The sequence below is a fragment of the Vibrio sp. B1REV9 genome (genome assembly GCF_905175395.2).
GTDB classification, from domain to species: Bacteria; Pseudomonadota; Gammaproteobacteria; order Enterobacterales; family Vibrionaceae; genus Vibrio; species Vibrio alfacsensis.
The window spans coordinates 1,497,946-1,520,162 of record NZ_HG992745.1; the positions used below are offsets into that span (position 1 = coordinate 1,497,946).

The following is a 22,217-nucleotide window of genomic DNA, read 5'->3' on the forward strand; positions in this document are numbered from 1 at the left end:
CTTTCACGCTATTGATCTCTTGAACGTTATTAACCTAATGTGGATAAGTCATTTATGACCAGTGTTTCTTGGCAGCAAGCTAAACTCTTAGAGCCGAGTTTAAGCGCGCTGGATGGCTTTTTCGCGTCACCACCAGTGAGAGCTCACGCACTCACTGGTGGATTAACCAATCGATGCTGGCGATTGGTTTGTTCCGACGGATTGGAGTATGTCTGGCGTCCAACCAGTCAAATATGTGAGGCGTTTGCTATTTCTCGTCATGAGGAGTATCAAGTTCTTACGGCTATCTCACCACTCAACCTAGGCCCCAAAGCGGTATTTGTTGATGAGCAAGGGTTATTGGTGGAATGGCTAACAGGGTATACGCCAACGCATTCTGATATCAATATTGAGCAAATTCTGGCGGTTGCGGCATCAATTCATGGTTATCCGTTGACGTCATTAACGCTTAGCACCTTTTCATACTCAGCGAAGGTTGACCACTATTGGTACGGTTTGAATGGCGAATTTTCAGGAACAGAATTTGAAGCCTTGTATCGAAAGTGGCGTTCTGATCCGCATATTGACTCTATTCCGCTGGCGCTGTGCCATTTCGATTTAGGCAGCTACAACTTAGTTTGCGGCGATAATGAGATAAAAGTGATTGATTGGGAATACGCAGCTATAGCGGATCCGAGACTTGATCTTGCCCTTGTTTTGCAACTGGCTGATGTCTCTATTGAACAAGGTGTCATTCAATATTGCCAAGCTCGCCAAATAGAAGAAGTGACTCTATGGTTGGATGGTGTCTTAGCGTGGATACCAAGGACAAGGATGATGGCAATGTTATGGTATTTGCTTGCCTACAAATTGTGGGGTGATGAGCAATACTTACACAGTGCAGACGAGTTTAAAGACCTATTATGTATGGAAGATCACTGTTTTGAGAATCGATGACGTTTTCTCCTTTAACCATAAAGAAATAGTGGTAGTTTAAAGTGAAGTACCAAATATAGGATATAGGGAGAGGTACACATGATTATTTATTTGCATGGTTTTGATAGCACAAGCCCAGGCAATCACGAAAAAGTGCTTCAACTGCAATTCATCGATGATGACGTTCGTTTCATCAATTACAGCACACTTCATCCTAAGCATGATATGCAACACTTACTAAAAGAAGTGTCTAAGGTGATTGACCAATCGGATGATCCAAGCCCGTTGATTTGTGGCGTGGGTTTAGGCGCTTATTGGTCAGAAAGAATTGGATTCCTATGTGGTATTAAGCAAGTCATGTTTAATCCCAATTTGCACCCAGAGAATACCATGGCAGGACGTATTGATCGTCCAGAAGAGTATGAAGACATCGCAACCAAGTGCGTCGAGAAGTTCCGTACTAAGAACCAAGAACGATGCTTAGTGATTTTGTCGAAAGAAGATGAAATTCACGACAATTCAAAAACAGCGGCGGAGTTAGAAGCGTATTACCAAATTATTTGGGATGATACTCAAACGCACAAGTTCAAAAAAATATCCCATCATTTGCAAGCGATGAAAGCGTTCAAGAACGCATAATTTTCATTTAAGCAATGCCTTCCTTAACAGCACTTTTCGAAGTGCTGTTTTTGTTTCTGCACGCCACTAGATCGTTGAAAGAACGTTTTGCATCCTTACATCCTTGCATTCTGAAATGATTGAAGGCTTAGTGGACTATCCCGAGTGGAGGTCATTTAGTCTTTTGTAGCACGAAAATGGTATTGTAGAGCAGGCAAAAAGTAACCAATCCGTATCCTTGGTAAGGATTTTTGTTGCCAATAAAGGAATGCCCTATATAATGAACTCAGTAAAAATAATTTGATAAATATCAAAAAAAATTGAGAGCAAGGAAATAACTTGCCCATTTATTGTCTGAGATCGTGTTTTCAGACTACCAGCTGATGAGCGTCTTCAAGTACAGCGTTTCGCTGAACTAAATAGCAAAGCGTAGAGAAAAGCGCAAAACAATAGCATCGGCATTTATCCAAAAGTGAACTACCTCTAGAGCCCCAAGAATTCATCGGTTGGGTGTAAGACTTCGCAAGGCGAAAGTGTGCATCGGGCTGACCCCATATATTCATTTTGTAGAGGATAATCATTGTGACACGTATTATCGTTGTTGGTGGTGGTGCAGGTGGCCTTGAGTTGGCAACCAAACTAGGCCGCACTCTTGGTCGTAAGGACCGAGCACAAATTACTTTAGTAGACCGCAAAGCAAGCCATTTGTGGAAACCGTTATTGCATGAAGTTGCCACGGGTTCACTCGATGAGGGTGTGGACGCATTAAGCTATCGTGCGCATGCTAAGAACCACTGCTTTGACTTCCAAATGGGCAGTCTGCAAGATATCGACCGTGAACGTAAAGTGATCGTTTTAAGTGAGCTTACAGACGATCATGGTGAGCTTCTAATGCCAAGACGTGAATTGGAATACGATATTCTGGTCATGGCGATTGGTTCTACATCTAACGATTTCAACACACCAGGTGTGCGTGATAATTGTATCTTCCTCGATAGCCCAGAGCAGGCGCACCGTTTCCGCAGTGAAATGAACAATGAGTTCTTAAAGCTGCACGCAAAAAACGGTAACGGAACGGTAGACATTGCGATTGTTGGTGCCGGAGCGACTGGCGTTGAGCTTTCTGCAGAGTTACACAATGCGGTCAAAGAGCTAAGAACGTATGGCTTTGGCGATCTTGATTCAAGCAAGTTGAATGTCAGCTTGATTGAAGCGGGTGAGCGCATTCTTCCTGCTTTGCCTCCGCGTATTTCGTCTGCAGCACACCAAGAGCTCGTGAAGTTGGGCGTAAATGTCCGCACTGCGACAATGGTAACACAAGCAGAGAAAGACGGTTTGACGACAAAAGATGGCGAGAAGATCCCGGCTCAAATTATGGTTTGGGCTGCCGGTATTAAAGCGCCTGATTTTATCAAAGACATTGCTGGTCTAGAAACTAACCGTATTAATCAGCTCGTGGTGAAAGGCACGCTGCAAACGACACGTGATGACGATATTTTCGTTATCGGTGATTTGGCTCAATGTACTCAGCCGGATGGTTCATTTGTACCACCTCGCGCTCAAGCAGCACACCAAATGGCAAGCCAAGCATTCAGCAATATCGTAGCGAAGTTGAATGGGCGTGAGTTAAAAGAGTACGTCTACAAAGATCACGGTTCTTTGGTTTCACTTAGCCGCTTCTCTACGGTAGGTAGCTTGATGGGTAACCTAACCAAAGGCTCTATGATGGTTGAAGGTCGCATTGCTCGTGTGGTTTATATCTCATTATATCGCATGCATCAAATGGCGCTGCATGGTGTGATTAAGACGAGTCTAATGATGCTGGTTGGCCGAATCAACCGCGTACTTCGCCCAAATCTAAAGCTACACTAATTTAAAATGGGGTTCCTCTATCGCTGGTCTCGTAATATAACGCAGAGTCGGTGATGAAACCCAAAGAGATATAAAGAGAAGCCACCGCATGTCGGTGGTTTTTTTATTCTAAATCAATCGGCAGCAGTGAATACACCACGCCATCTTTGGGTTTTCCGTGAAAGATAAAACGATTTCTAGCAATCGTCTCTCTCTTCGCTCCGACAGACTCAATTAAAGCTTGGCTTGCGGTATTGTCTGGATCACAAACGATCTCAATTCGCGTTAAACTCAATTGTGCAAAGCAAAACTCAGCCAAAGCTGCGATTGATTCTTGTGCAAATCCCTTTCTTTGGTGCTTATCTGCAACCCAATAACCAATACTTGCCATGTTGAATGTATGGTATAGCTCATTGACAGCAACCATACCCACGAGATGATGGTTTTCTCTTTCATAGATACCAAACCCAAAAGCCTCGGTTTTGACCCAGTTTAAACGTGTAGCGAGTAAGAAATCTTGCGCTTCTTTCAGTGTCACGCTTGGGTCACACCAATCAAGCCATTGATGTAAAGAGGGCGATTGGACGATCAGTGCTTGTAAAGCATGTGCATCTTCTGCGGGAATGAGCTTTAAGGCTAAGCGAGGAGTAATGATTTCAAAATCCGGACTCATAAATTGAGATACCTAAATGATCATTTCTCACCCTAATAACTTTAGGTTAAAAGGGCTCGGACGTTAGATATAACAAAGCGCAGCATTTGCTGCGCTTCATGTTAGTGCGAATGATTATTGCACGCGACGAACTTGAATGATCATTCCCATTAATGGGTTGTCTAGGTAGTGAGTTTCACCGCTACGCATACGACGTTTCTGATCGAGTCGGTAACTTTTCAAGAATGTTTCTTCAGTCACCGTTGGGGAAATTTCCGCTAAGTTACCTACTTGGACATTACCATCGACTTCACCAAGTGTTTCTGTTTGTTGGTCAACAGGTTGAGCTTCTATACGAACCTCACGCACACTCGGCTCGCGAATATCCAGTGTGGTTTCCGCGAACAGATAGTGCTGAACATAGATTTGGAGTTTTCCGTCCAGTTCGTAAAGCGGACCAGTGGCCGTTTCTTCGCTATAGCCATCTGTATCTAGTGGTTGTGCACTTCCGTCTTTAGCGCGGCCATCAGAGTAGTAACTGCCTGAATAATCACGGCCTCCGACAAAGCGGAAAATGGGTGCGCTTGCTTTACCGCGATCGCCTTGTCGCCATGCTACGTGTTTTAAAACCTTGAAACCCGCATGCTTACTCAATGCCGCTTCTTGTGCATTTAAGCGGAAAGAAGAGCGGGGCAGTAGTGTTACGCCTTTTGAACTTCGGTAAGACTCACTCTCTAGACTGCCGACATTGCTCATCTCGATCGTTGGCAGGGTATTTGGCCATGATTCAGTAGTGCTTTCAGGGTCGACTGCTCGTTTGAAAATAATTACTTCAATATCAAATTGACGCGCAGCCCAAGATGGCATTGAGACACAAAGAAGCAATAATGGGATCAGTATTCTCATTCGACTATTAGCTCGTTGGTAATAAATTCTGTTTAAAATCATTCAGTAAGTCTTGGACAAATTGAATGCGTTTACGTCGGTCCGTCAATGGTACGCTAAACTTGAACTTAGTTGGACCTTCCATTGCAAATTTTTGCGGCTGTGACTGCAGGAGTTTAACCAAATACGCTGGGTTTATGTCAGCATCTGGGTAAAACTCGATGAATCCGCCTTTATCATGTGCCTCGATTTTCTTCGCTTTAAGGCACGCGGCACCAATTTTTAGTTCAGAAATGGCAAGCAGGTTTTTCGCTGCATCAGGTAACAAACCAAAGCGATCAATCAACTCCACTTTGAGTTCAGATAACCCATCGAAGTCCGTCACACTGGCGATGCGTTTGTACATAGACAGGCGAGTATTAACGTCTGGTATATAATCATCTGGCAGCAGTGCAGGAATTCGCATTTCAATCTCTGTCTGCTCACGCAGTAAATCATCCAGTGATGGCTCTTTCCCCTCTTTCAGCGCTTCAACGGCTTGTTCAAGCATTTCCATATATAGTGTAAAACCAACAGATTGAATTTGACCACTTTGTTCATCACCTAGTAGCTCACCAGCGCCACGGATCTCAAGATCGTGCGTAGCCAGCGTAAAGCCCGCCCCCAGATCTTCGAGTGAAGCGATAGCATCGAGGCGTTTGATGGCGTCTTTCGTAATGGCTTTTGGATGAGGGGTCAATAAATATGCATAAGCTTGGTGATGCGAACGCCCAACTCGGCCACGTAATTGGTGAAGTTGAGCAAGACCAAGATTGTCGGCGCGATCCATAATGATGGTGTTCGCGGTTGGAACGTCAATGCCGGTTTCGATGATGGTCGTACAAACCAACAAATTGAAACGTTGGTGGTAGAAGTCGTTCATGATGCGCTCTAGCTCGCGTTCACGCATTTGACCGTGGGCAACCGTTACGCGTGCTTCTGGAACCAGTTTTTGCAGGTCTTCCGCCGCTTTTTCGATGGTCTCGACTTGGTTATGTAGGAAGTACACCTGACCACCACGCATGATCTCACGTAGTACCGCTTCACGAATCACGGCGTCTTCACGTTGGCGTACAAACGTTTTGATTGCCAAACGGCGTGCTGGCGGTGTCGCGATGATCGACAAGTCGCGCATGCCACTCATCGCCATGTTCAACGTTCGCGGAATTGGTGTCGCGGTAAGCGTTAGAATGTCGACATCCGCACGCATCGCTTTCACTTTTTCCTTTTGGCGCACACCAAAGCGATGTTCTTCATCGACGATCAATAAACCAAGGTCTTTGAACTTGATATCGCTAGAAAGTAATTTGTGAGTGCCCACCACGATATCGACTTTGCCGTCAGCAACGTCTTGAAGAATCACTTTCTGTTCTTTAGCAGATTTAAAGCGCGATAGGACTTCTACTCGGATTGGCAGATTGGCAAATCGGTCACGGAAGTTTTCAAAGTGCTGCTGAGCAAGCAGGGTCGTGGGCACCAACACCGCAACTTGCTTGCTGTTGTCTGTGGCAACAAAAGCCGCGCGCATGGCCACTTCAGTTTTACCAAAACCGACATCACCACACACGAGGCGGTCCATGGCTTTAGCTTGACACATGTCAGACAAGACAGCGTTGATTGCCATAGATTGATCATCGGTTTCTTCAAACGGGAACGTCGCTTTAAAGGTAGCGTACTGGCCGCGATCGAGTGCGAATTTATAACCTGGTTTTAACTCACGTTTAGCGTACACATCCAGAAGTTCTGCTGCCACATCGCGGACTTTTTCCGCCGCTTTACGCCGAGCTTTGGCCCATGCTTCCCCGCCTAACTTATGTAGAGGTGCACTTTCTTCTGCTCCACCTGAGTAGCGACTGATTAGGTTTAAAGAGGATACGGGAACATAGAGCTTGGCATCATTTTGATACTCCAACGTCACGTATTCGGTTTTCATGCCGCCAGCTTCGAGGGTTTGGAGGCCAAGGTATCGACCGATACCATGATCGATATGTACGACGGGTTGACCAGGTTTGAGTTCGGCAAGATGGCGAATCACGGTGTCGCTGTTGACCGCTTTCTTATCTTTGCGACGACGTTGGATGACGCGATCACCCAATAAGTCGCTTTCACAGATCAGAGCGAAGCCTAGCTCATCATGAACAAAACCATGTTCTGCCGCACCGAGGATCAAGCTAAAACGGTCATCAGAATCGAGTGCTTTGTAGAGCGAGTCATGCACTACGGGGCGAACTTTAATTCCTTGCAATAGCTCTGTGAGCGCTTCACGGCGACCCTCTGACTCTACAGAAAAAACAATTTTACCGGTGAATTGCTCGCTAAATTGTCGTAATCGAGCAAGTGGCTCTTTGTTTTGCTGCTGAACACCAAGTTCAGTGAGAGATTGCGCGGCTAGGTTTTCTCGACCCGCACGTTTAACGATTTTCTCTGAACTCAATTGAGCTTGAGGTAACTGTTTGAAGTACGTAAACAGTTCATCTTTCTTTAACCACAATTCATGGGGAGCAAGCAGTGGACGTAATGGGTCGATTTTCTTTTGATCGTAACGGTATTCAACGTCATTTAAGAACGTATCGATTGCCGTTTCAATATCACCAAAGGTGATGAGTAGGGAATCATCTGGCAAGTAATCGAATAGGGTTTCAGTATGATCGAAGAAAAGGGGTTGCCAATACTCGATACCGGCAGGCCAAGTTCCTTTCGTCACTTGCATGTAAACAGATTCAGGCTCACGTCTTGCTTCAAATTGAGAGCGCCAACGGGTGCGAAAATCTTCTATTGCGGATTTCGTGGTTGGGAATTCATGAGCAGGTAGCAATTGAATTTGTTCAATGTCTTCAACGGAGCGTTGATTTTCGGGATCAAACGTACGAATGGTATCAATTTCATCATCGAAGAAATCAATGCGGTACGGATCGGAGCTGCCCATTGGGAATAAGTCAAGAATTGAACCGCGGCTTGCGTATTCACCGGGACCAAATACCTGATCAACATGGCGATAGCCGGAATTTTCTAACTGGACACGCAACTTATCTAATGAAAATTGATCACCTGTTTTGACCATCAAAGTGTGTTGCAGCAAGAAGTCGCGTGGTGATTGACGTTGTAACACCGTACTGACTGGAACAATCGTGACACCGTCGCGTTGATGAGGCAATTGATATAAACGAGCGATACGGTCGGAGATGATTTCTTGATGTGGTGAAAAGTTGTCGTAAGGTAATGTTTCCCAATCTGGAAACAGACTAACAGGCTTATCAGTAAACTGTTCGATTTCGGCTTGCAGTTTTAGCGCGATTTGAGGGTCGGGCACGACAAGTAAAGCGTGGCTTTTATGCTGTTTAGCAAGCTCAGCAATGGCCATCGCTAATGCCGCCCCTGGGAGGTTGCCAAGTTGCTTTTTGTCACCAGAACCTGATGGGTTTGTGACCGATAGAATCGTTGCTTTTGTCATGATAGTTATTTTTTTGTCATGATGGTTATTTGATATTTCGCTCTAATGAACGCTGGCGTAGTAGTTTTTGTTGTTGATATAACGCGGCTTTGATCAGTAAATCTTGGTCGGCTTCTCGGAGCAATTTGTATTTTAAAGTCACCACATATCCTTGCTCTTCTGGCTGACAATCCATTACTTGAGCGTAGCAGTAAATGGCCGCAGCAGGATGGTCTAAGAACAGTTTGACTCGCACCAATTGTTCGGGATTGGCTTCGAGGTGAGTACGATAACTTAATTGACTGGCTCCAAACTGTGTGGTCTGAAAACGAACGTCGGCATCATCTTGTTGGGAAAGCATGAAACTTAAAAGCAGATTGAGCTTTGAGTTTTGGGTGTCGAGTAAATTGATGACATGCTTGAGCTCTTTCGTTTGTAGCTCTAAGCGTGCTTTGTCGGCCAACATATCTAAATGGCTGAATTCGCTTGCAACGATAAATGGTGCTGGGATTTCTGATTCAAATGTCTCTTCATTTGGCAGAATAAAGCCTGTTGCTAACGTCTCCACGTTAATGGTTAGGCTGTGATGTACAGTGAAATACTCTTGCTCTGTCATTATTCGGTCCTTTCTGCCAAGAGCGCTCTCATTTTATTTTAGAATGAGCCAGATAGAGCACTGATTATCGCTAATCAGGGTAAGTTATCAAGTTTCCCTGTTTTTCTTGCTGAACTTTTTACGGTAAATGCGGACTTATTGCATGTCGTTGACAAATTTAGCGATTATCTTGTCTTCTTCATGTAAAGAGTAAGGTAAGATAATGCTTATTAATTAGCTAAGTTGTAGCTTCATAATTAGATAACCAAGTTGGTTTGTTCTATATGTATCATCCTATCTCTTTATTCATTGGTTTGAGATATCTTCGGGGACGCTCCGGAGATAGATTCAGTCGGTTTGTGTCTTATATGTCGACAGCGGGTATCACTATTGGTGTGATGGCGTTGGTGACGGTGCTTTCTGTAATGAACGGCTTCGAAGCACAGTTAAAAGATCGCATTTTGGGTGTGTTACCTCATGCTGTTATTTCCCAACATGATGGTAAAACACCACTTTCCGAAACCGCTCCTCAGTTTATACAAGACATGTCGGTAATGGCGAAGCCAGAGCCTATTGTGCGTGGTGAAGCCGTTATTCAAAGTTCTGTCCAGCTAACCGCAGGTTACTTGATTGGTATCGAGCCTAAACTAGGCGATCCTATTTCTAATCACTTGATCGCAGGCCGTTTATCTTCGCTGCAAGCTGGTGAGTATAGAGTTTTTCTGGGCCACAGCTTGGCGCGCTCTCTTAAAGTGTCGATGGGTGATAAAGTCCGTTTGATGGTGACCAATGCCACTCAATTTACGCCATTTGGACGTATCCCTAGCCAACGTAATTTTACGGTTGCGGGTATTTTTAATACGGGTTCGGATGTTGATGGCCAACTGATGATCGTCAATATGACTGATGCAGCGAGACTGATGCGCTTACCTAAAGATACGATTTCAGGTTGGCGTGTTTTCTTCTCGGATCCGTTTATGGTGACAGACTTTGCTGATGCACCAATGCCAAATGGCTGGGAGTGGAGTGACTGGCGTGCACAACGTGGTGAACTTTTTCAAGCGGTTAAAATGGAGAAGAACATGATGGGGTTGATGCTCGGTTTAATTGTTGGTGTCGCTGCGTTTAACATCATTTCTGCGTTGATCATGGTGGTGATGGAGAAGCAATCTGAAGTCGCGATCCTTAAAACCCAAGGGATGAAGCAATCTCAAGTGATGGCCATTTTCATGGTGCAAGGTGCAAGCAGTGGTGTGATTGGTGCGATTGTCGGTGGTGCAGTCGGTGTTGCTTTGTCGCTCAACTTAAACGCGATTCTGGAAGCGGCCGGCGTCGCTTTGTTTAGCTTTGGTGGTCATTTACCAATCGTGATCGACTCATTCCAAATTTTATTAGTGGTAGTGCTGGCGATTGCTCTGAGTCTAGCTGCAACTGTTTACCCGTCTTACCGAGCATCTTCTGTTAAACCTGCTGAGGCACTTCGCTATGAATAAGCTATTAGAATGTCGTGATATTCGTAAAGTCTACCGAGAGGGCTCGTTAGATACGGAAGTGTTGAAAGGCGTCAGTTTTGATATCGATAAAGGTGAACTGGTTTCTATTGTCGGTTCATCGGGTTCTGGTAAGAGTACGTTACTTCATATTCTTGGCGCGTTAGATGATGCGACTCAAGGGGAGGTGGATTTTCTTGGGCAGAACTTATCGGCGTTGAACTCAAATAAACAAGCGGCACTTCGTAATAAGCACCTTGGTTTTGTTTACCAGTTTCATCATTTGTTAGCTGACTTTACTGCCATTGAAAACGTCGCAATGCCACTGTTGATTGGTGGGATGAAAGTGTCAGAAGCCAAAGCCGCGGCAAAAGCATTACTTGAGAAAGTGGGATTAGGCCATCGTATGGAGCATCGCCCATCTGAGCTTTCTGGTGGTGAACGACAACGTGTTGCGATTGCACGAGCTTTAGTGAACAAGCCTGATCTGGTATTAGCGGATGAGCCTACGGGCAACCTTGATCATAAAACGGCTCTAGCTATCTATGATTTGATGCGTGAGTTAAACCAAGAGTCGAATATCGCGTTTTTAGTCGTGACGCATGACAATGCACTAGCAGCAAAAATGGATCGTCAGATGCACATGCAAGACGGTTTGCTGGTCGATCGTTTTACTATTGAACCAACGGTCACGGAGGGCTAATTTTGTTTTCATCTTTAGCATTGATGATCGGTGGTCGATTCAGTCGCGCCAAAAAGCGTAATAAAATGGTGTCGTTCATTTCTCTTTCGTCAACAATTGGTATCGCTGTTGGTGTGGCCGTTATTATCATTGGCCTTTCTGCCATGAACGGTTTTGAACGTGAACTGCAATCCCGCGTGTTGTCGGTAATTCCACATGCTGAGTTAGAGGGGGTAAATGGTCCTTTGCATAATTACAGCAAAACCATGAGCCAAGCAGTCAGCCACAAGAATGTTATCGCTGCTGCGCCTTATGTTCGATTTACAGGTTTGGCTGAAAAAGGCAGTAAGTTAAAAGCAATTGAAGTGCGCGGTGTGGATCCTGCTTTTGAACAAGCGGTGTCCAGTATGTCAGAGTTTATCGATTCAAAAGCGTGGCAGAGCTTCTATCCGGGACAACAGCAAGTTATTTTAGGACGTGGCGTTGCGAATGAATTAAACGTAGGTGTTGGTGATTATATTACGCTGATGATCCCGCAAACGGGGGTTTCAAATAAAGTTCAGGCACCAAAACGTGTTCGGGTAAAAGTTTCAGGTTTCTTGACACTTAATGGACAAATTGATCATTCCCTAGCATTGGTTCCGTTACAAGATGCTCAGCAATACGCTCATCTAGGCGATGGTGTTACAGGTATTTCTTTGAAAACCAATGATGTTCTTGACGCACCATCGATTGTCCGTGAAGTCGGGAATAAGATTGATGTTTATGTTTACTTAAAGAGTTGGCAGCAACAATTTGGTTTTTTGTATCGAGACATTCAATTGGTCCGCACCATCATGTATTTAGTTATGGTTCTGGTGATTGGCGTCGCGTGTTTTAATATTGTTTCAACGCTTATGATGGCCGTAAAAGACCGAGCGGCAGAAATTGCTATTCTGCGCACAATGGGGGCAAAAGACAGCCTTATTAAACGTATCTTCGTTTGGCAAGGTGTTTTTTCTGGTGTCTTCGGCAGTATTGCAGGCAGTGTTGCTGGGGTGCTGGTGGCTCTGAATTTGACCCCAATAATCAAAGGAGTAGAAAGCCTGATCGGTCATCAGTTTTTGTCGGGCGATATTTACTTTGTTGACTTTTTGCCTTCTCAGTTGCATTGGCCTGATGTGGCACTTGTATCTATCACTGCAATTGTGTTGAGTTTGCTGGCGACGTGGTATCCGGCATCTCGCGCAGCAAAGTTGAATCCAGCTTCCGTTTTGAGTTCTAAGTAACCGAGAAATATCATTATTTTAGAGTACCAACTCATAAGTAACAAAAAGGACCGAAAGTCGGTCCTTTTTGCTTTTATCTTTTGCTTGGCGATGTCTGCGATAGCTCAGCGCTTTTCATACTTGAGTTACATTACCTATCACAACTAACGTTAACTCTTTTCCATTCAATGCCTTGTGAACTGCTTTTTGTCTCACAAGGTATTATCGTATTTTGCGTTTTTGCCAGCTTCGCACCACAGAATAGCGCCACAGTCCACGAATGCCAAAATAGCCAAGCATTGCAGATACGATGCCACAAATAGCACAACCCAATAGGAATGGAGGTCCAATGGTGTTCATTTGCTGCATGATAAATTCCCATGACAGTTCAAAATGAAAAGGTTGTGGTGGAACATGCATGACTAATGCGCCGAGTTTATAAGCAAAATAAAACAGCACTGGCATGGTGATTGGATTACTGATCCACACTAGGGCAACAGACAGGGGTAAGTTTACACCTAATAAGATAGCAAGACCTGCCGCCATGATCATTTGGCTAGGAAGTGGAACAAATGCCATAAACAAGCCCACGGCAAACGCCCCAGACGCAGAGCGACGATTTAAACACCACAAATTAGGGTTGTATAACACGTTGCCGAAGACTTTCAGTGCTTTTTGGCGTTTGATCATTTCATGATCTGGCATGAAGCGTTTTATCAGCTTTCTAGGCATAGGACGACATGACTCTCTCAGATAAAAGTTGGACCTTGGTGTTATTTGTAGTAACCGTTATATCGTCAGCATGGTGGCCGACAATGCCAGATTGGCGATGGACGCTATTGGGAATGATTGCTATCGGTTCAATCATAAAATGGCGTCAGGGCTTAATCTGCATAGGAGCAATTTTGGGCGCTATGGTTGTCGTCGTCCATGGCAATGTCATGGAGCATCATAAACAAGCCCTTTTTCAAGCAGGTGAAGATCTTACCATAATTGGCACAGTTGACAGCCCTTTTACGCAAATAAGTCACGGATATGAAGGAATTGTCTCTGTTAGTCATGCTGATTCAAAGAGTTTATTACCTTTTGCTAAACCTAAGATCAAGTTGATAACGCCATTTCCGTTATCTGTTAACAGTCATTTTACGACACAAGTGTCGATGAAGGCCATCACGGGGTTAAGGAACGAAGCTGGATTCGATATAGAACAACAATCATTTGGAAATGGTGTTCTTGCTAGAGCGGTGGTTTCTTCACAAGCTCGATGGATTATTCGGACTCATACTTCTGTTCGGCAAAGTATTATTCAATCAGTTAATCGCGAGATTAGGCATCTGCATCATTTTCCGCTAATAAGTGCTTTGGCATTCAGTGATCGTACTAGGTTGACTCAGCAGCATTGGCAGCAGTTACGTGACAGTGGTTTGCTCCATTTGATCTCTATATCCGGTTTGCATATTGGGATGGCGTACGCTTTTGGCGCATCCATCGGTGTATGTGCCCGTTATATTGCATCAAATTTGTTGTATTTACCTGCGGTTATAGGTTTGATAGCGGCTTTGTCTTATGCATGGCTAGCCGATTTCTCGTTACCAACAACGCGTGCTTTTTCTGTGTGTGCGATATACGTGGTGCTCAAGTACTTCCTTGTTCAATGGAGCGCTTGGCGTGTTTTATTGCTCGCTGTCGCTATTCAATTGAGTATGAGTCCATTTGCTTTTCTTAGTATGAGCTTTTGGCTTTCATACCTTTCTGTTGCCGCTGTTTTGCTCGCGGTGAATGTGATGCAGCAGGGCAGCAAGGGTAGAAAACAACCGCTTCTAGCGTTACTTAAAGTTCAGTTTTTGCTGACACTTTTGATCATGCCTATTAGCGGCTACTTTTTTGTAGGAACAAGTCTAGCCTCTATTTTCTACAATCTTGTTTTTATCCCTTGGTTTGGTTTTGTGGTTGTGCCAGTGATGTTCCTCGCTCTCGCTGTGTCATCGTCACTTATGACCTCGTCAATCACATATTGGTTTCCCGGCGTGCTATGGCAATTATTGGATTGGCTGCTTTGGCCTATGACGTGGGCGTTGGAGTTTGCACAAGGCAGTTGGCAGCCGCTTAGCGTTGAGCAGTCATCATTAGTGTTTCTTGTTTGTGTACTTTTTAGCTTGAGGCGCTTCTTTGACCGGCCTGCGTGGATGCTATTAAGTGGTGTTGCGGTCATACTCACGTTGCCGTTTTCAAAAGAGAGGCAAGGGTGGCGATTAGACGTACTCGATGTCGGGCATGGGTTAGCAGTACTCATAGAAAAAGACAGCCACGTTATGTTGTATGACACAGGTAAAGCGTGGGCAGGTGGCAGTATTGCTGAACAGGTGATTCGGCCTGTATTGCATCGCCGAGGCTATAACTCAATCGACACTTTAGTTTTAAGCCACACTGATGCCGACCATGCTGGTGGCCGAGTTTATCTTGAGTCTCAATTTGAACCGAGCAGGAAATTGAGTAGCCAAAAATTGCTTAATTATCAGCCCTGTGTAGCGAATAATAATTGGACTTGGCAGGGCTTAATGGTAGAAGTGGTGTGGCCACCTAAGCTTGTCAATCGTGCATATAACCCTCATTCGTGCGTTCTGCGTATTACGGATCCTCAAACTCATTTTCGAGTCCTACTCACAGGAGATATTGAAGCGATCAGTGAGTGGTTGTTAACTCGGCAGGCTGAGAAGATAAACAGTGATGTGATGCTCGTCCCTCATCATGGCAGTAAAAGCTCATCTAATCCCAAATTTATCCATGCTGTGAATCCGACATTAGCGATTGCGTCACTAGCAAAAAACAATCAGTGGGGTATGCCAGCAGAAAGTGTAAAAGCGGCATATCAATCTGCAGGCATTGAATGGCTGGATACAGGACATGATGGACAAATCAGCGTGTTTATTAATCAAGATAATTGGTATTTTGATACTAAACGTAGAGAGTCATTTGAGCCCTGGTATAGGCAGATGCTGCGTAAGGGAGTAGAATAAGAGTCTTAATGTAAGAAAATAAAGCACTTCTATGTCAATAAATACTGATGAAACGACCTGGCAGACGTTTAAGCGTCTTTGGCAATTTATCCGCCTGTATAAATCCGGCCTGATCGTCGCCATTGTCGCACTCGTGATCAATGCTATTTCCGATACTTATATGATTTCGTTACTAAAGCCATTACTTGATGAGGGCTTTGGCAATGCGGAATCTGATTTTTTGCGCACTCTTCCTTTGATCGTATTTGGTATGATGTTCGTTCGGGGAACCAGTGGCTTCGTCTCGACATACTGTTTAAGTTGGGTATCTGGTAATGTAGTAATGCAAGTGCGACGTATGGTGTTTAATCACTTTATGCACATGCCCGTGTCTTATTTTGATAAAGAGAAAACCGGTAATTTGCTTTCACGTATTACCTACGATTCGGAGCAAGTATCAGCGGCGACTAGCCAAGCCTTAGTGAGCATTGTACGTGAGGGTGCAAGCATCATTGGTTTACTCGTACTGATGTTTTATAACAGCTGGCAACTGTCATTAGTGCTATTCGCTGTTGCACCGTTGGTGGCATGGGGTATTGGGGTCGTTTCTAAGCGATTTAGAAAAATCTCTAGAAACATGCAAACCATGATGGGTAATGTGACGGCATCGGCGGAGCAAATGCTGAAAGGTCACAAAGTCGTATTGAGTTACGGCGGCCAAGACATCGAAAGTAAACGTTTCGAGAAAGTCAGTAACCAGATGCGTCAACAAAGCATGAAGCTAGTGACGGCTCAAGCGGCTGCTAACCCAATCATTCAAATGATTGCTTCAATTGCCATTGTGGTTGTCCTTTATTTAGCAAGTATCGACTCGATTAAAGAACAGTTGACGCCAGGTACGTTTACCGTCGTCTTTTCTGCGATGTTTGGTTTGATGCGCCCACTTAAAGCTCTGACTAACGTGACCTCCCAGTTCCAACGTGGTATGGCGGCGAGCCAAACTTTATTTGCCCTTGTGGATCTTGAACCTGAGAAAAATGAGGGTAAATATACCGTTGTACGTGCGAAAGGTGATGTATCGGTTAAGGACGTGACGTTTACTTACCTAGGTGCGGAAAAACCAGCCCTTGAAAATGTCAGTTTTGATATCCCACGAGGCAAAACGGTTGCCTTGGTTGGACGTTCTGGTTCTGGTAAGAGTACGATAGCGAACTTATTCAACCGCTTCTACGATGTCAACGCCGGCTCTATTAAGCTTGACGGTCATGATATTCGCGATTATGAGTTGAAGAATTTACGTGAGCAATTTGCGTTAGTTTCGCAGAACGTTCATTTGTTTAATGACACTATTGCAAATAACATCGCGTACGCAACAGAAGACAAATACACGCGGGAAGATATTGAAAGAGCGGCGACCCTAGCTCATGCAATGGAATTTATTCGCAAGATGGATGGTGGCTTAGATGCAATGATCGGTGAAAACGGAGCGAGCTTGTCTGGCGGTCAACGTCAGCGTGTGGCGATAGCACGAGCATTGTTGCGTGATGCACCTGTTTTGATTCTGGACGAGGCGACGTCTGCCTTGGATACGGAATCTGAGCGTGCCATTCAATCTGCTCTGGATGAACTGCAAAAAGATAAGACCGTGCTTGTGATTGCTCACCGCCTGTCGACGATTGAAAATGCAGATGAAATCTTAGTTGTGGATGAAGGTGCAATCGTGGAACGTGGCAGTCACGCTGATTTGATTGCTAAAGATGGCGCTTATGCTCAGCTTCATCGCATTCAATTTGGTGCGTAGTTGCTGTGGTTGAAAAGATCTGGTTTGAAAACCATCCGCTTAAATATTTACTTTGGCTACTGTTGTGGCCACTGAGTTTGTTATTTGGCGCAATTAGCAAATCTAAGCGTCGTCAATATCAATCAGGTAAAAAGCAAGCTTATAAAGCGCCTGTACCTGTTGTCGTGGTCGGTAATATTACCGCGGGTGGTAATGGTAAGACGCCTGTGGTGGTATGGCTGGTAGAACAACTGCAGCAACTTGGTTTTAAACCAGGCGTTGTGTCTCGTGGTTATGGAGCGAAAGCGCCACAATATCCTTTGGTGCTTGATGCCAATACATTAGCAAAACACTGTGGTGATGAGCCTAAGCTTATTTATCGTCGAACGGGGGTGCCCGTCGCCGTGGATCCTGTTCGTGCTAATGCTGTGCAAGCATTGTTGCCAATGGGTGTTGATATCATTATCACTGATGATGGTCTGCAGCATTACGCGTTAGAACGTGATATTGAATTTGTCATTGTTGATGGTAATCGTCGCTTTGGGAATGAAAGCTTAATTCCACTGGGACCGCTTCGTGAAAGCATGGAGCGTCTCAAAGAGGTCGACTTTATTATTACCAATGGTGGTCATGCACAATCAGGCGAAATGCCAATGTCTCTAGCACCGTCAAAGGCGATTAATCTAAAGACAAAGCAGCAAGTTGATGTGAACGAACTGAACGAACTCGTCGCGTTTGCTGGAATCGGACATCCACCACGATTTTTTAATACACTTACTGCGATGAATGCGGATGTCAAAGTGACGAAAGGCTTTGCCGATCATCAAGACTTTGACCGACAAGAATTAGAATCATTGGCTCAACAAGGGGCCAATGTGATTATGACAGAAAAAGATGCCGTCAAATGCGATCGTTATGCGCAAGATAATTGGTGGTATCTCCCTGTTTCTGCTCAGTTTCAATCAAACGATGCAGAGCGAATTTTAAATCGAATAAAAGAGGTTAAAGCGACTTATGGATCACCGTCTGCTTGAGATTGTAGCTTGCCCTGTGTGCAAAGGTAAGTTGACGTACGATAAAGATAATCAAGAGTTGATCTGCAAACTGGATCGCCTTGCTTACCCAATCAAAGAGGGGATCCCTGTTCTGATTGAGCCTGAAGCAAGAACCATGAGCATGGATGAGGGACGCTAATGTCTTTTACGGTTGTCATTCCCGCGCGTTATGCATCGAGCCGTTTACCTGGTAAACCATTAGCGGATATTGGTGGTAAGCCGATGATTCAATGGGTTTACGAACAAGCGATTCAAGCGGGAGCGGAAGATGTCATTATAGCTACTGACGATGAACGTGTTTCTGAGGCCGCAAAACAGTTTGGCGGTAAAGTGTGCATGACATCTCCGAACCATGAATCGGGCACAGAGCGCTTAGCTGAAGTCGTAGAAAAGATGGCCATTCCTGCGGATCACATTATCGTGAATGTTCAAGGCGATGAGCCTCTAATACCGCCCTCAATTATCCGACAAGTTGCTGATAACCTAGCAGGTTGTGATGCACCGATGGCGACGCTTGCGGTTGAAATCGAATCAGAAGAGGAAGTTTTCAATCCTAACGCGGTGAAAGTCGTCACTGACGAGTGTGGTTATGCAATGTACTTTAGCCGAGCAACGATTCCCTGGGATCGCGATAACTTTGCTAAGCAAGATAAAACGATTGTGAACCCACTGATGCGTCACATTGGTATATATGCTTACCGCGCAGGATTCATTAATACCTATGTGAATTGGCAGCCAAGTGTTCTTGAACAAATCGAGTGCTTGGAGCAACTTCGAGTGCTTTGGTATGGTGAAAAAATCCATGTAGCGGTAGCGAGCGAAGCACCAGCTGCAGGGGTGGATACTCAGGAAGATCTCGATGCTGTGAGAGTAATTGTTGGACAACGAAAGCAATAAGCGCATTAAGACTCTTTTACGTTTAGCGTAACTCACAATGTATTTCGTACACTTCATTACGCAGTGTAAATTATAATAAGGCTCCTAGTTTAGGAGCCTTATTATTTTTTGAGGTAGATTGCTTTCAAAGATAGATTGCTTTCAGAGATAGATTGTTTTCTGATAAAGATTAGTATCTGAAATAGATAAATACCTAAGATAGATAAATACCTGAGACAGGGTGAAACGACACGTCATCGTTGGCTAAATATGTGTGTCATATTGATTGCGTTTTGGACAGGTTGATAAAATCTCTCTGTGTCCAGTATCTTTCACTTCTTCTAAAATGACATCAAATCCCCACAAACGATAGACGTGTTTTAAAACTTCTTCGTAGCTGTTATCGAGAGGAATACGGTTGTGAGGTACGTATTGAAGCGTGAGTGAACGATCGCCTCGGACATCAACATTAAATACTTGAATGTTCGGTTCAAGGTTCGCCAGATTATATTGCGCAGCTAACGTTTCCCGTATGCGTTTATAACCCATCTCATCGTGGATCGCCGACACTTCAATAAAGTTTTTTCGGTCATCGTCATCAATGGCAAATAGTTTAAAATCTCGCATCAACTTAGGTGATAAATATTGGCTGATAAAGCTTTCATCTTTGAAGTTGTGCATCGCGAAATGCACTGCATCTAACCAATCTGTTCCCGCTAACTCTGGGAACCATTCTTTATCTTCATCAGTCGGTTCCTCACAGATGCGTTTGATATCACGGAACATCGCAAAGCCAAGTGCATAAGGATTAATACCACTAAAGTAAGGGCTGTTATAAGGCGGTTGTGCAACAACACTCGTGTGACTGTGTAAAAATTCTAAAATGAATTTCTCAGACACACTGCCCTCATCATAGAGGTGGTTGAGAATCGTATAGTGCCAGAACGTGGCCCAACCTTCGTTCATCACCTGAGTTTGTTTTTGAGGGTAGAAATATTGGCTGATCTTTCTGACAATTCTAACGACCTCACGTTGCCAAGGTTCAAGAAGTGGGGCGTGTTTTTCAATAAAATAGAGTAGATTCTCTTGTGGCTCCGATGGGAAGCGCTCTTTAATATCTTCCTCTTTGGTTTTCGCTTGAGGTACGGTTCGCCATAAGTCATTCACTTGTGATTGCAAGTAGGCTTCACGTTCTTCTTGGCGAGCTTTTTCTTCATTGATCGAAATTTTTTCCGGACGTTTGTAGCGATCTACGCCGAAATTCATTAAAGCATGACAAGAGTCGAGTAACTGCTCGACCTCATGGGCACCGTAACGTTCTTCGCACTCAGCGATGTATTTTTTGGCGAAGAGCAAATAGTCGATGATGGAGCTGGCATCTGTCCATGTTTGGAACAAGTAATTGCCTTTAAAAAACGAATTGTGACCATAACAAGCATGGGCAATGACGAGTGCCTGCATTGTGATGGTGTTCTCTTCCATTAAATAAGCGATACAAGGATTGGAGTTGATAACGATTTCATACGCTAAACCCATTTGGCCATGTTTGTAGTTTTGCTCTGTTTGAATGAATTTTTTACCAAACGACCAATGGTTGTAATTAATGGGCATCCCTATGCTTGAGTACGCATCCATCATTTGCTCTGAGGTGATGACTTCAATTTGATTTGGATAGGTATCAAGACGGTAGTGTTCCGCGACCCGTTTTATTTCTTTGTGATAGCGTTCGAGTAGCTGAAACGTCCAGTCTGGTCCATCAGGTAACATAGACTTGCGTCGCTGCGATGCGCCCCCTGTGAGATTATTTGTCGCTGTATTCATCGCTAGCCTCCTTACGCCGTTTCTTTTTGGAATAGTTCACGGAATACCGGGAAGATATCTTCCACTGAGCGGATGTTTTTCATGGCAAAGTTCGGAAAGGCTTGAGTTAGCTTTTCATATTCGTGCCACAAGGTTTGGTGCGAACGTCGTGTGATTTCGATGTACGAATAATACTGACAGTTAGGTAGCAACCTATTCACTAACAGATCGCGGCATCGTGGAGAGTCATCGGCCCAGTTGTCACCATCTGAAGCCTGTGCCGCATATATGTTCCACTGACCGACGGGGTAGCGATCTTTTACGATTTCATCCATCAGTTTCAATGCACTTGAAACAATAGTACCGCCCGTTTCTTGTGAGTAGAAAAACTCATGTTCATCGACTTCTTTAGCTTGGGTATGATGGCGGATATAAACGACTTCCACGTTTTCATAAGTGCGAGTTAAAAATAGGTATAACAAGACATAAAAACGTTTCGCGATGTCTTTTGTTGCTTGGTCCATTGAGCCAGATACATCCATCAAGCAGAACATCACCGCCTGACTCGATGGTACGGGACGTTTTTCATAGTTTTTAAATCGTAAGTCGAACGTGTCAATAAAAGGTACGCCCTCGATTTTCTTGCGAAGTTCCTCGATCTCTTTTTTTAATCGGTTCTCTTCCAGTTTTTGAACGGGTTCAGTTTGCTCGATTCTTTGTAATTCAAGTTCGAGCTCATTTAAAAGGCGTTTTTTACCCGCGGTCATCGCGGTTCTTCTCGCGAGCGACTGCTGCAATGAACGAACAATCGCGATGTTTGATGGAATCCCTGCGGTTTGGAAACCCGCACGGTGTGTTTTCCACTCGGTGATCTTGGCGACTTGGTTCTTTTCTAAGTTTGGCAGTTCAAGATCTTCAAATAAGATATCGAGATACTCATCTTTTGATATTTGAAATACAAACTCATCTTGCCCCTCGCCATCTGGACTGGCATTCCCCTCTCCAGCGCCGCCGCCTTGTCCTCCGCCTTTAGGGCGTTCGATTTTATCACCAGTAATAAATTGGTCGTTACCAGGGTGTACTCGTTCGCGTACGCCCCCTTTACCCTGATGAAACATAGGTTCGTTAATGTCTTTGTGCGGTATAGATACGTCTTCGCCCGTTTCCGTATTGGTGATCGAGCGTCGATTCACTGCGTCTGCTACCGACTCTTTGATCTGCTCTTTATGGCGTTTCAAGAAGCGCTGTCGATTAACAGCGCTCTTATTTTTGCCATTGAGCCTTCGGTCTATAAATTGCGCCATGA

General features: G+C 44.5%; 18 protein-coding genes. 11 read left to right on the forward strand and 7 right to left on the reverse strand.

What is annotated here, in order from left to right:
• The first annotated feature begins 54 nt into the window (after positions 1–54).
• From KHN78_RS12450 to KHN78_RS12460, 3 genes are all read left to right on the forward strand, one after another.
• Positions 55–936 carry a phosphotransferase gene (locus KHN78_RS12450; protein ID WP_211916266.1) on the forward strand — a complete coding sequence of 294 codons (882 nt, stop codon included), beginning with the start codon at positions 55–57 and terminating at the stop codon, positions 934–936.
• A 78-nt stretch (positions 937–1,014) separates the two neighbouring features.
• Positions 1,015–1,554 (forward strand): alpha/beta hydrolase YcfP, encoded by a 540-nt coding sequence (gene ycfP, locus KHN78_RS12455; RefSeq protein WP_211916267.1) that lies wholly within the window; start codon positions 1,015–1,017, stop codon positions 1,552–1,554.
• Between the two features lie 561 nt (positions 1,555–2,115).
• The gene (locus KHN78_RS12460) at positions 2,116–3,405 is read left to right on the forward strand and encodes an NAD(P)/FAD-dependent oxidoreductase (protein ID WP_211916268.1); all 1,290 of its coding nucleotides are present in this window, start codon (positions 2,116–2,118) and stop codon (positions 3,403–3,405) included.
• A gap of 103 nt (positions 3,406–3,508) precedes the next feature.
• Here the strand turns inward: KHN78_RS12460 and KHN78_RS12465 are convergent, their stop codons facing one another.
• The 4 genes from KHN78_RS12465 to KHN78_RS12480 all read right to left on the reverse strand — a co-directional run bounded on the left by KHN78_RS12465 (position 3,509) and on the right by KHN78_RS12480 (position 9,006).
• Positions 3,509–4,057: a GNAT family N-acetyltransferase gene (locus KHN78_RS12465; RefSeq protein ID WP_211916269.1), complete on the reverse strand. Its 549-nt coding sequence runs from the start codon at positions 4,055–4,057 to the stop codon at positions 3,509–3,511.
• A 114-nt stretch (positions 4,058–4,171) separates the two neighbouring features.
• Positions 4,172–4,942 carry a peptidoglycan binding protein CsiV gene (locus KHN78_RS12470; RefSeq protein ID WP_211916270.1) on the reverse strand — a complete coding sequence of 257 codons (771 nt, stop codon included), beginning with the start codon at positions 4,940–4,942 and terminating at the stop codon, positions 4,172–4,174.
• A gap of 7 nt (positions 4,943–4,949) precedes the next feature.
• Positions 4,950–8,411 (reverse strand): transcription-repair coupling factor, encoded by a 3,462-nt coding sequence (gene mfd, locus KHN78_RS12475; protein WP_211916271.1) that lies wholly within the window; start codon positions 8,409–8,411, stop codon positions 4,950–4,952.
• 25 nt (positions 8,412–8,436) lie between these two features.
• The gene (locus KHN78_RS12480; RefSeq protein ID WP_211916272.1) at positions 8,437–9,006 is read right to left on the reverse strand and encodes a PilZ domain-containing protein; all 570 of its coding nucleotides are present in this window, start codon (positions 9,004–9,006) and stop codon (positions 8,437–8,439) included.
• A gap of 263 nt (positions 9,007–9,269) precedes the next feature.
• On the opposite strand from KHN78_RS12480, the gene lolC reads away from it, so the two are divergent.
• Genes lolC through lolE form a run of 3 tightly spaced genes read left to right on the forward strand, consistent with a single transcriptional unit; the run spans position 9,270 to position 12,425 of the window.
• Complete coding sequence (gene lolC, locus KHN78_RS12485; RefSeq protein WP_211916273.1) at positions 9,270–10,478, forward strand: lipoprotein-releasing ABC transporter permease subunit LolC; 1,209 nt, start codon at positions 9,270–9,272, stop codon at positions 10,476–10,478.
• Positions 10,471–11,178: a lipoprotein-releasing ABC transporter ATP-binding protein LolD gene (gene lolD / locus KHN78_RS12490; RefSeq protein ID WP_211916274.1), complete on the forward strand. Its 708-nt coding sequence runs from the start codon at positions 10,471–10,473 to the stop codon at positions 11,176–11,178. The genes lolC and lolD overlap by 8 nt, the downstream gene beginning before the upstream one ends.
• Positions 11,179–11,180: 2 nt before the next feature.
• The gene (gene lolE, locus KHN78_RS12495) at positions 11,181–12,425 is read left to right on the forward strand and encodes a lipoprotein-releasing ABC transporter permease subunit LolE (RefSeq protein WP_211916275.1); all 1,245 of its coding nucleotides are present in this window, start codon (positions 11,181–11,183) and stop codon (positions 12,423–12,425) included.
• A gap of 201 nt (positions 12,426–12,626) precedes the next feature.
• Here the strand turns inward: lolE and KHN78_RS12500 are convergent, their stop codons facing one another.
• On the reverse strand, positions 12,627–13,136 hold the full coding sequence (locus tag KHN78_RS12500; protein WP_211916276.1) for a DUF2062 domain-containing protein: 510 nt from the start codon (positions 13,134–13,136) through the stop codon (positions 12,627–12,629).
• Between the two features lie 8 nt (positions 13,137–13,144).
• Here KHN78_RS12500 and KHN78_RS12505 point away from each other — a divergent pair, with 8 nt between their 5' ends.
• The 5 genes from KHN78_RS12505 to kdsB are packed head-to-tail and all read left to right on the forward strand — an operon-like array spanning position 13,145 to position 19,132.
• Positions 13,145–15,421 carry a DNA internalization-related competence protein ComEC/Rec2 gene (locus KHN78_RS12505; protein WP_211916277.1) on the forward strand — a complete coding sequence of 759 codons (2,277 nt, stop codon included), beginning with the start codon at positions 13,145–13,147 and terminating at the stop codon, positions 15,419–15,421.
• Positions 15,422–15,452: 31 nt separating this feature from the next.
• Positions 15,453–17,201 (forward strand): lipid A ABC transporter ATP-binding protein/permease MsbA, encoded by a 1,749-nt coding sequence (gene msbA / locus KHN78_RS12510; protein ID WP_211916278.1) that lies wholly within the window; start codon positions 15,453–15,455, stop codon positions 17,199–17,201.
• Between the two features lie 5 nt (positions 17,202–17,206).
• Positions 17,207–18,214 (forward strand): tetraacyldisaccharide 4'-kinase, encoded by a 1,008-nt coding sequence (gene lpxK / locus KHN78_RS12515; protein ID WP_211916279.1) that lies wholly within the window; start codon positions 17,207–17,209, stop codon positions 18,212–18,214.
• Complete coding sequence (locus KHN78_RS12520; RefSeq protein WP_128810529.1) at positions 18,195–18,374, forward strand: Trm112 family protein; 180 nt, start codon at positions 18,195–18,197, stop codon at positions 18,372–18,374. Before lpxK ends, KHN78_RS12520 begins: the two co-directional genes overlap by 20 nt.
• Positions 18,374–19,132, forward strand: coding sequence for a 3-deoxy-manno-octulosonate cytidylyltransferase (gene kdsB, locus KHN78_RS12525; RefSeq protein WP_211916280.1), 759 nt, complete (start codon positions 18,374–18,376; stop codon positions 19,130–19,132). Before KHN78_RS12520 ends, kdsB begins: the two co-directional genes overlap by 1 nt.
• 243 nt (positions 19,133–19,375) lie before the next feature.
• Here the strand turns inward: kdsB and KHN78_RS12530 are convergent, their stop codons facing one another.
• Together KHN78_RS12530 and KHN78_RS12535 are read right to left on the reverse strand one after the other, a co-directional pair.
• Positions 19,376–20,932: a SpoVR family protein gene (locus KHN78_RS12530; RefSeq protein ID WP_211916281.1), complete on the reverse strand. Its 1,557-nt coding sequence runs from the start codon at positions 20,930–20,932 to the stop codon at positions 19,376–19,378.
• Between the two features lie 11 nt (positions 20,933–20,943).
• Positions 20,944–22,215 carry a YeaH/YhbH family protein gene (locus tag KHN78_RS12535; RefSeq protein ID WP_211916282.1) on the reverse strand — a complete coding sequence of 424 codons (1,272 nt, stop codon included), beginning with the start codon at positions 22,213–22,215 and terminating at the stop codon, positions 20,944–20,946.
• Between the last annotated feature and the right edge of the window lie 2 nt (positions 22,216–22,217).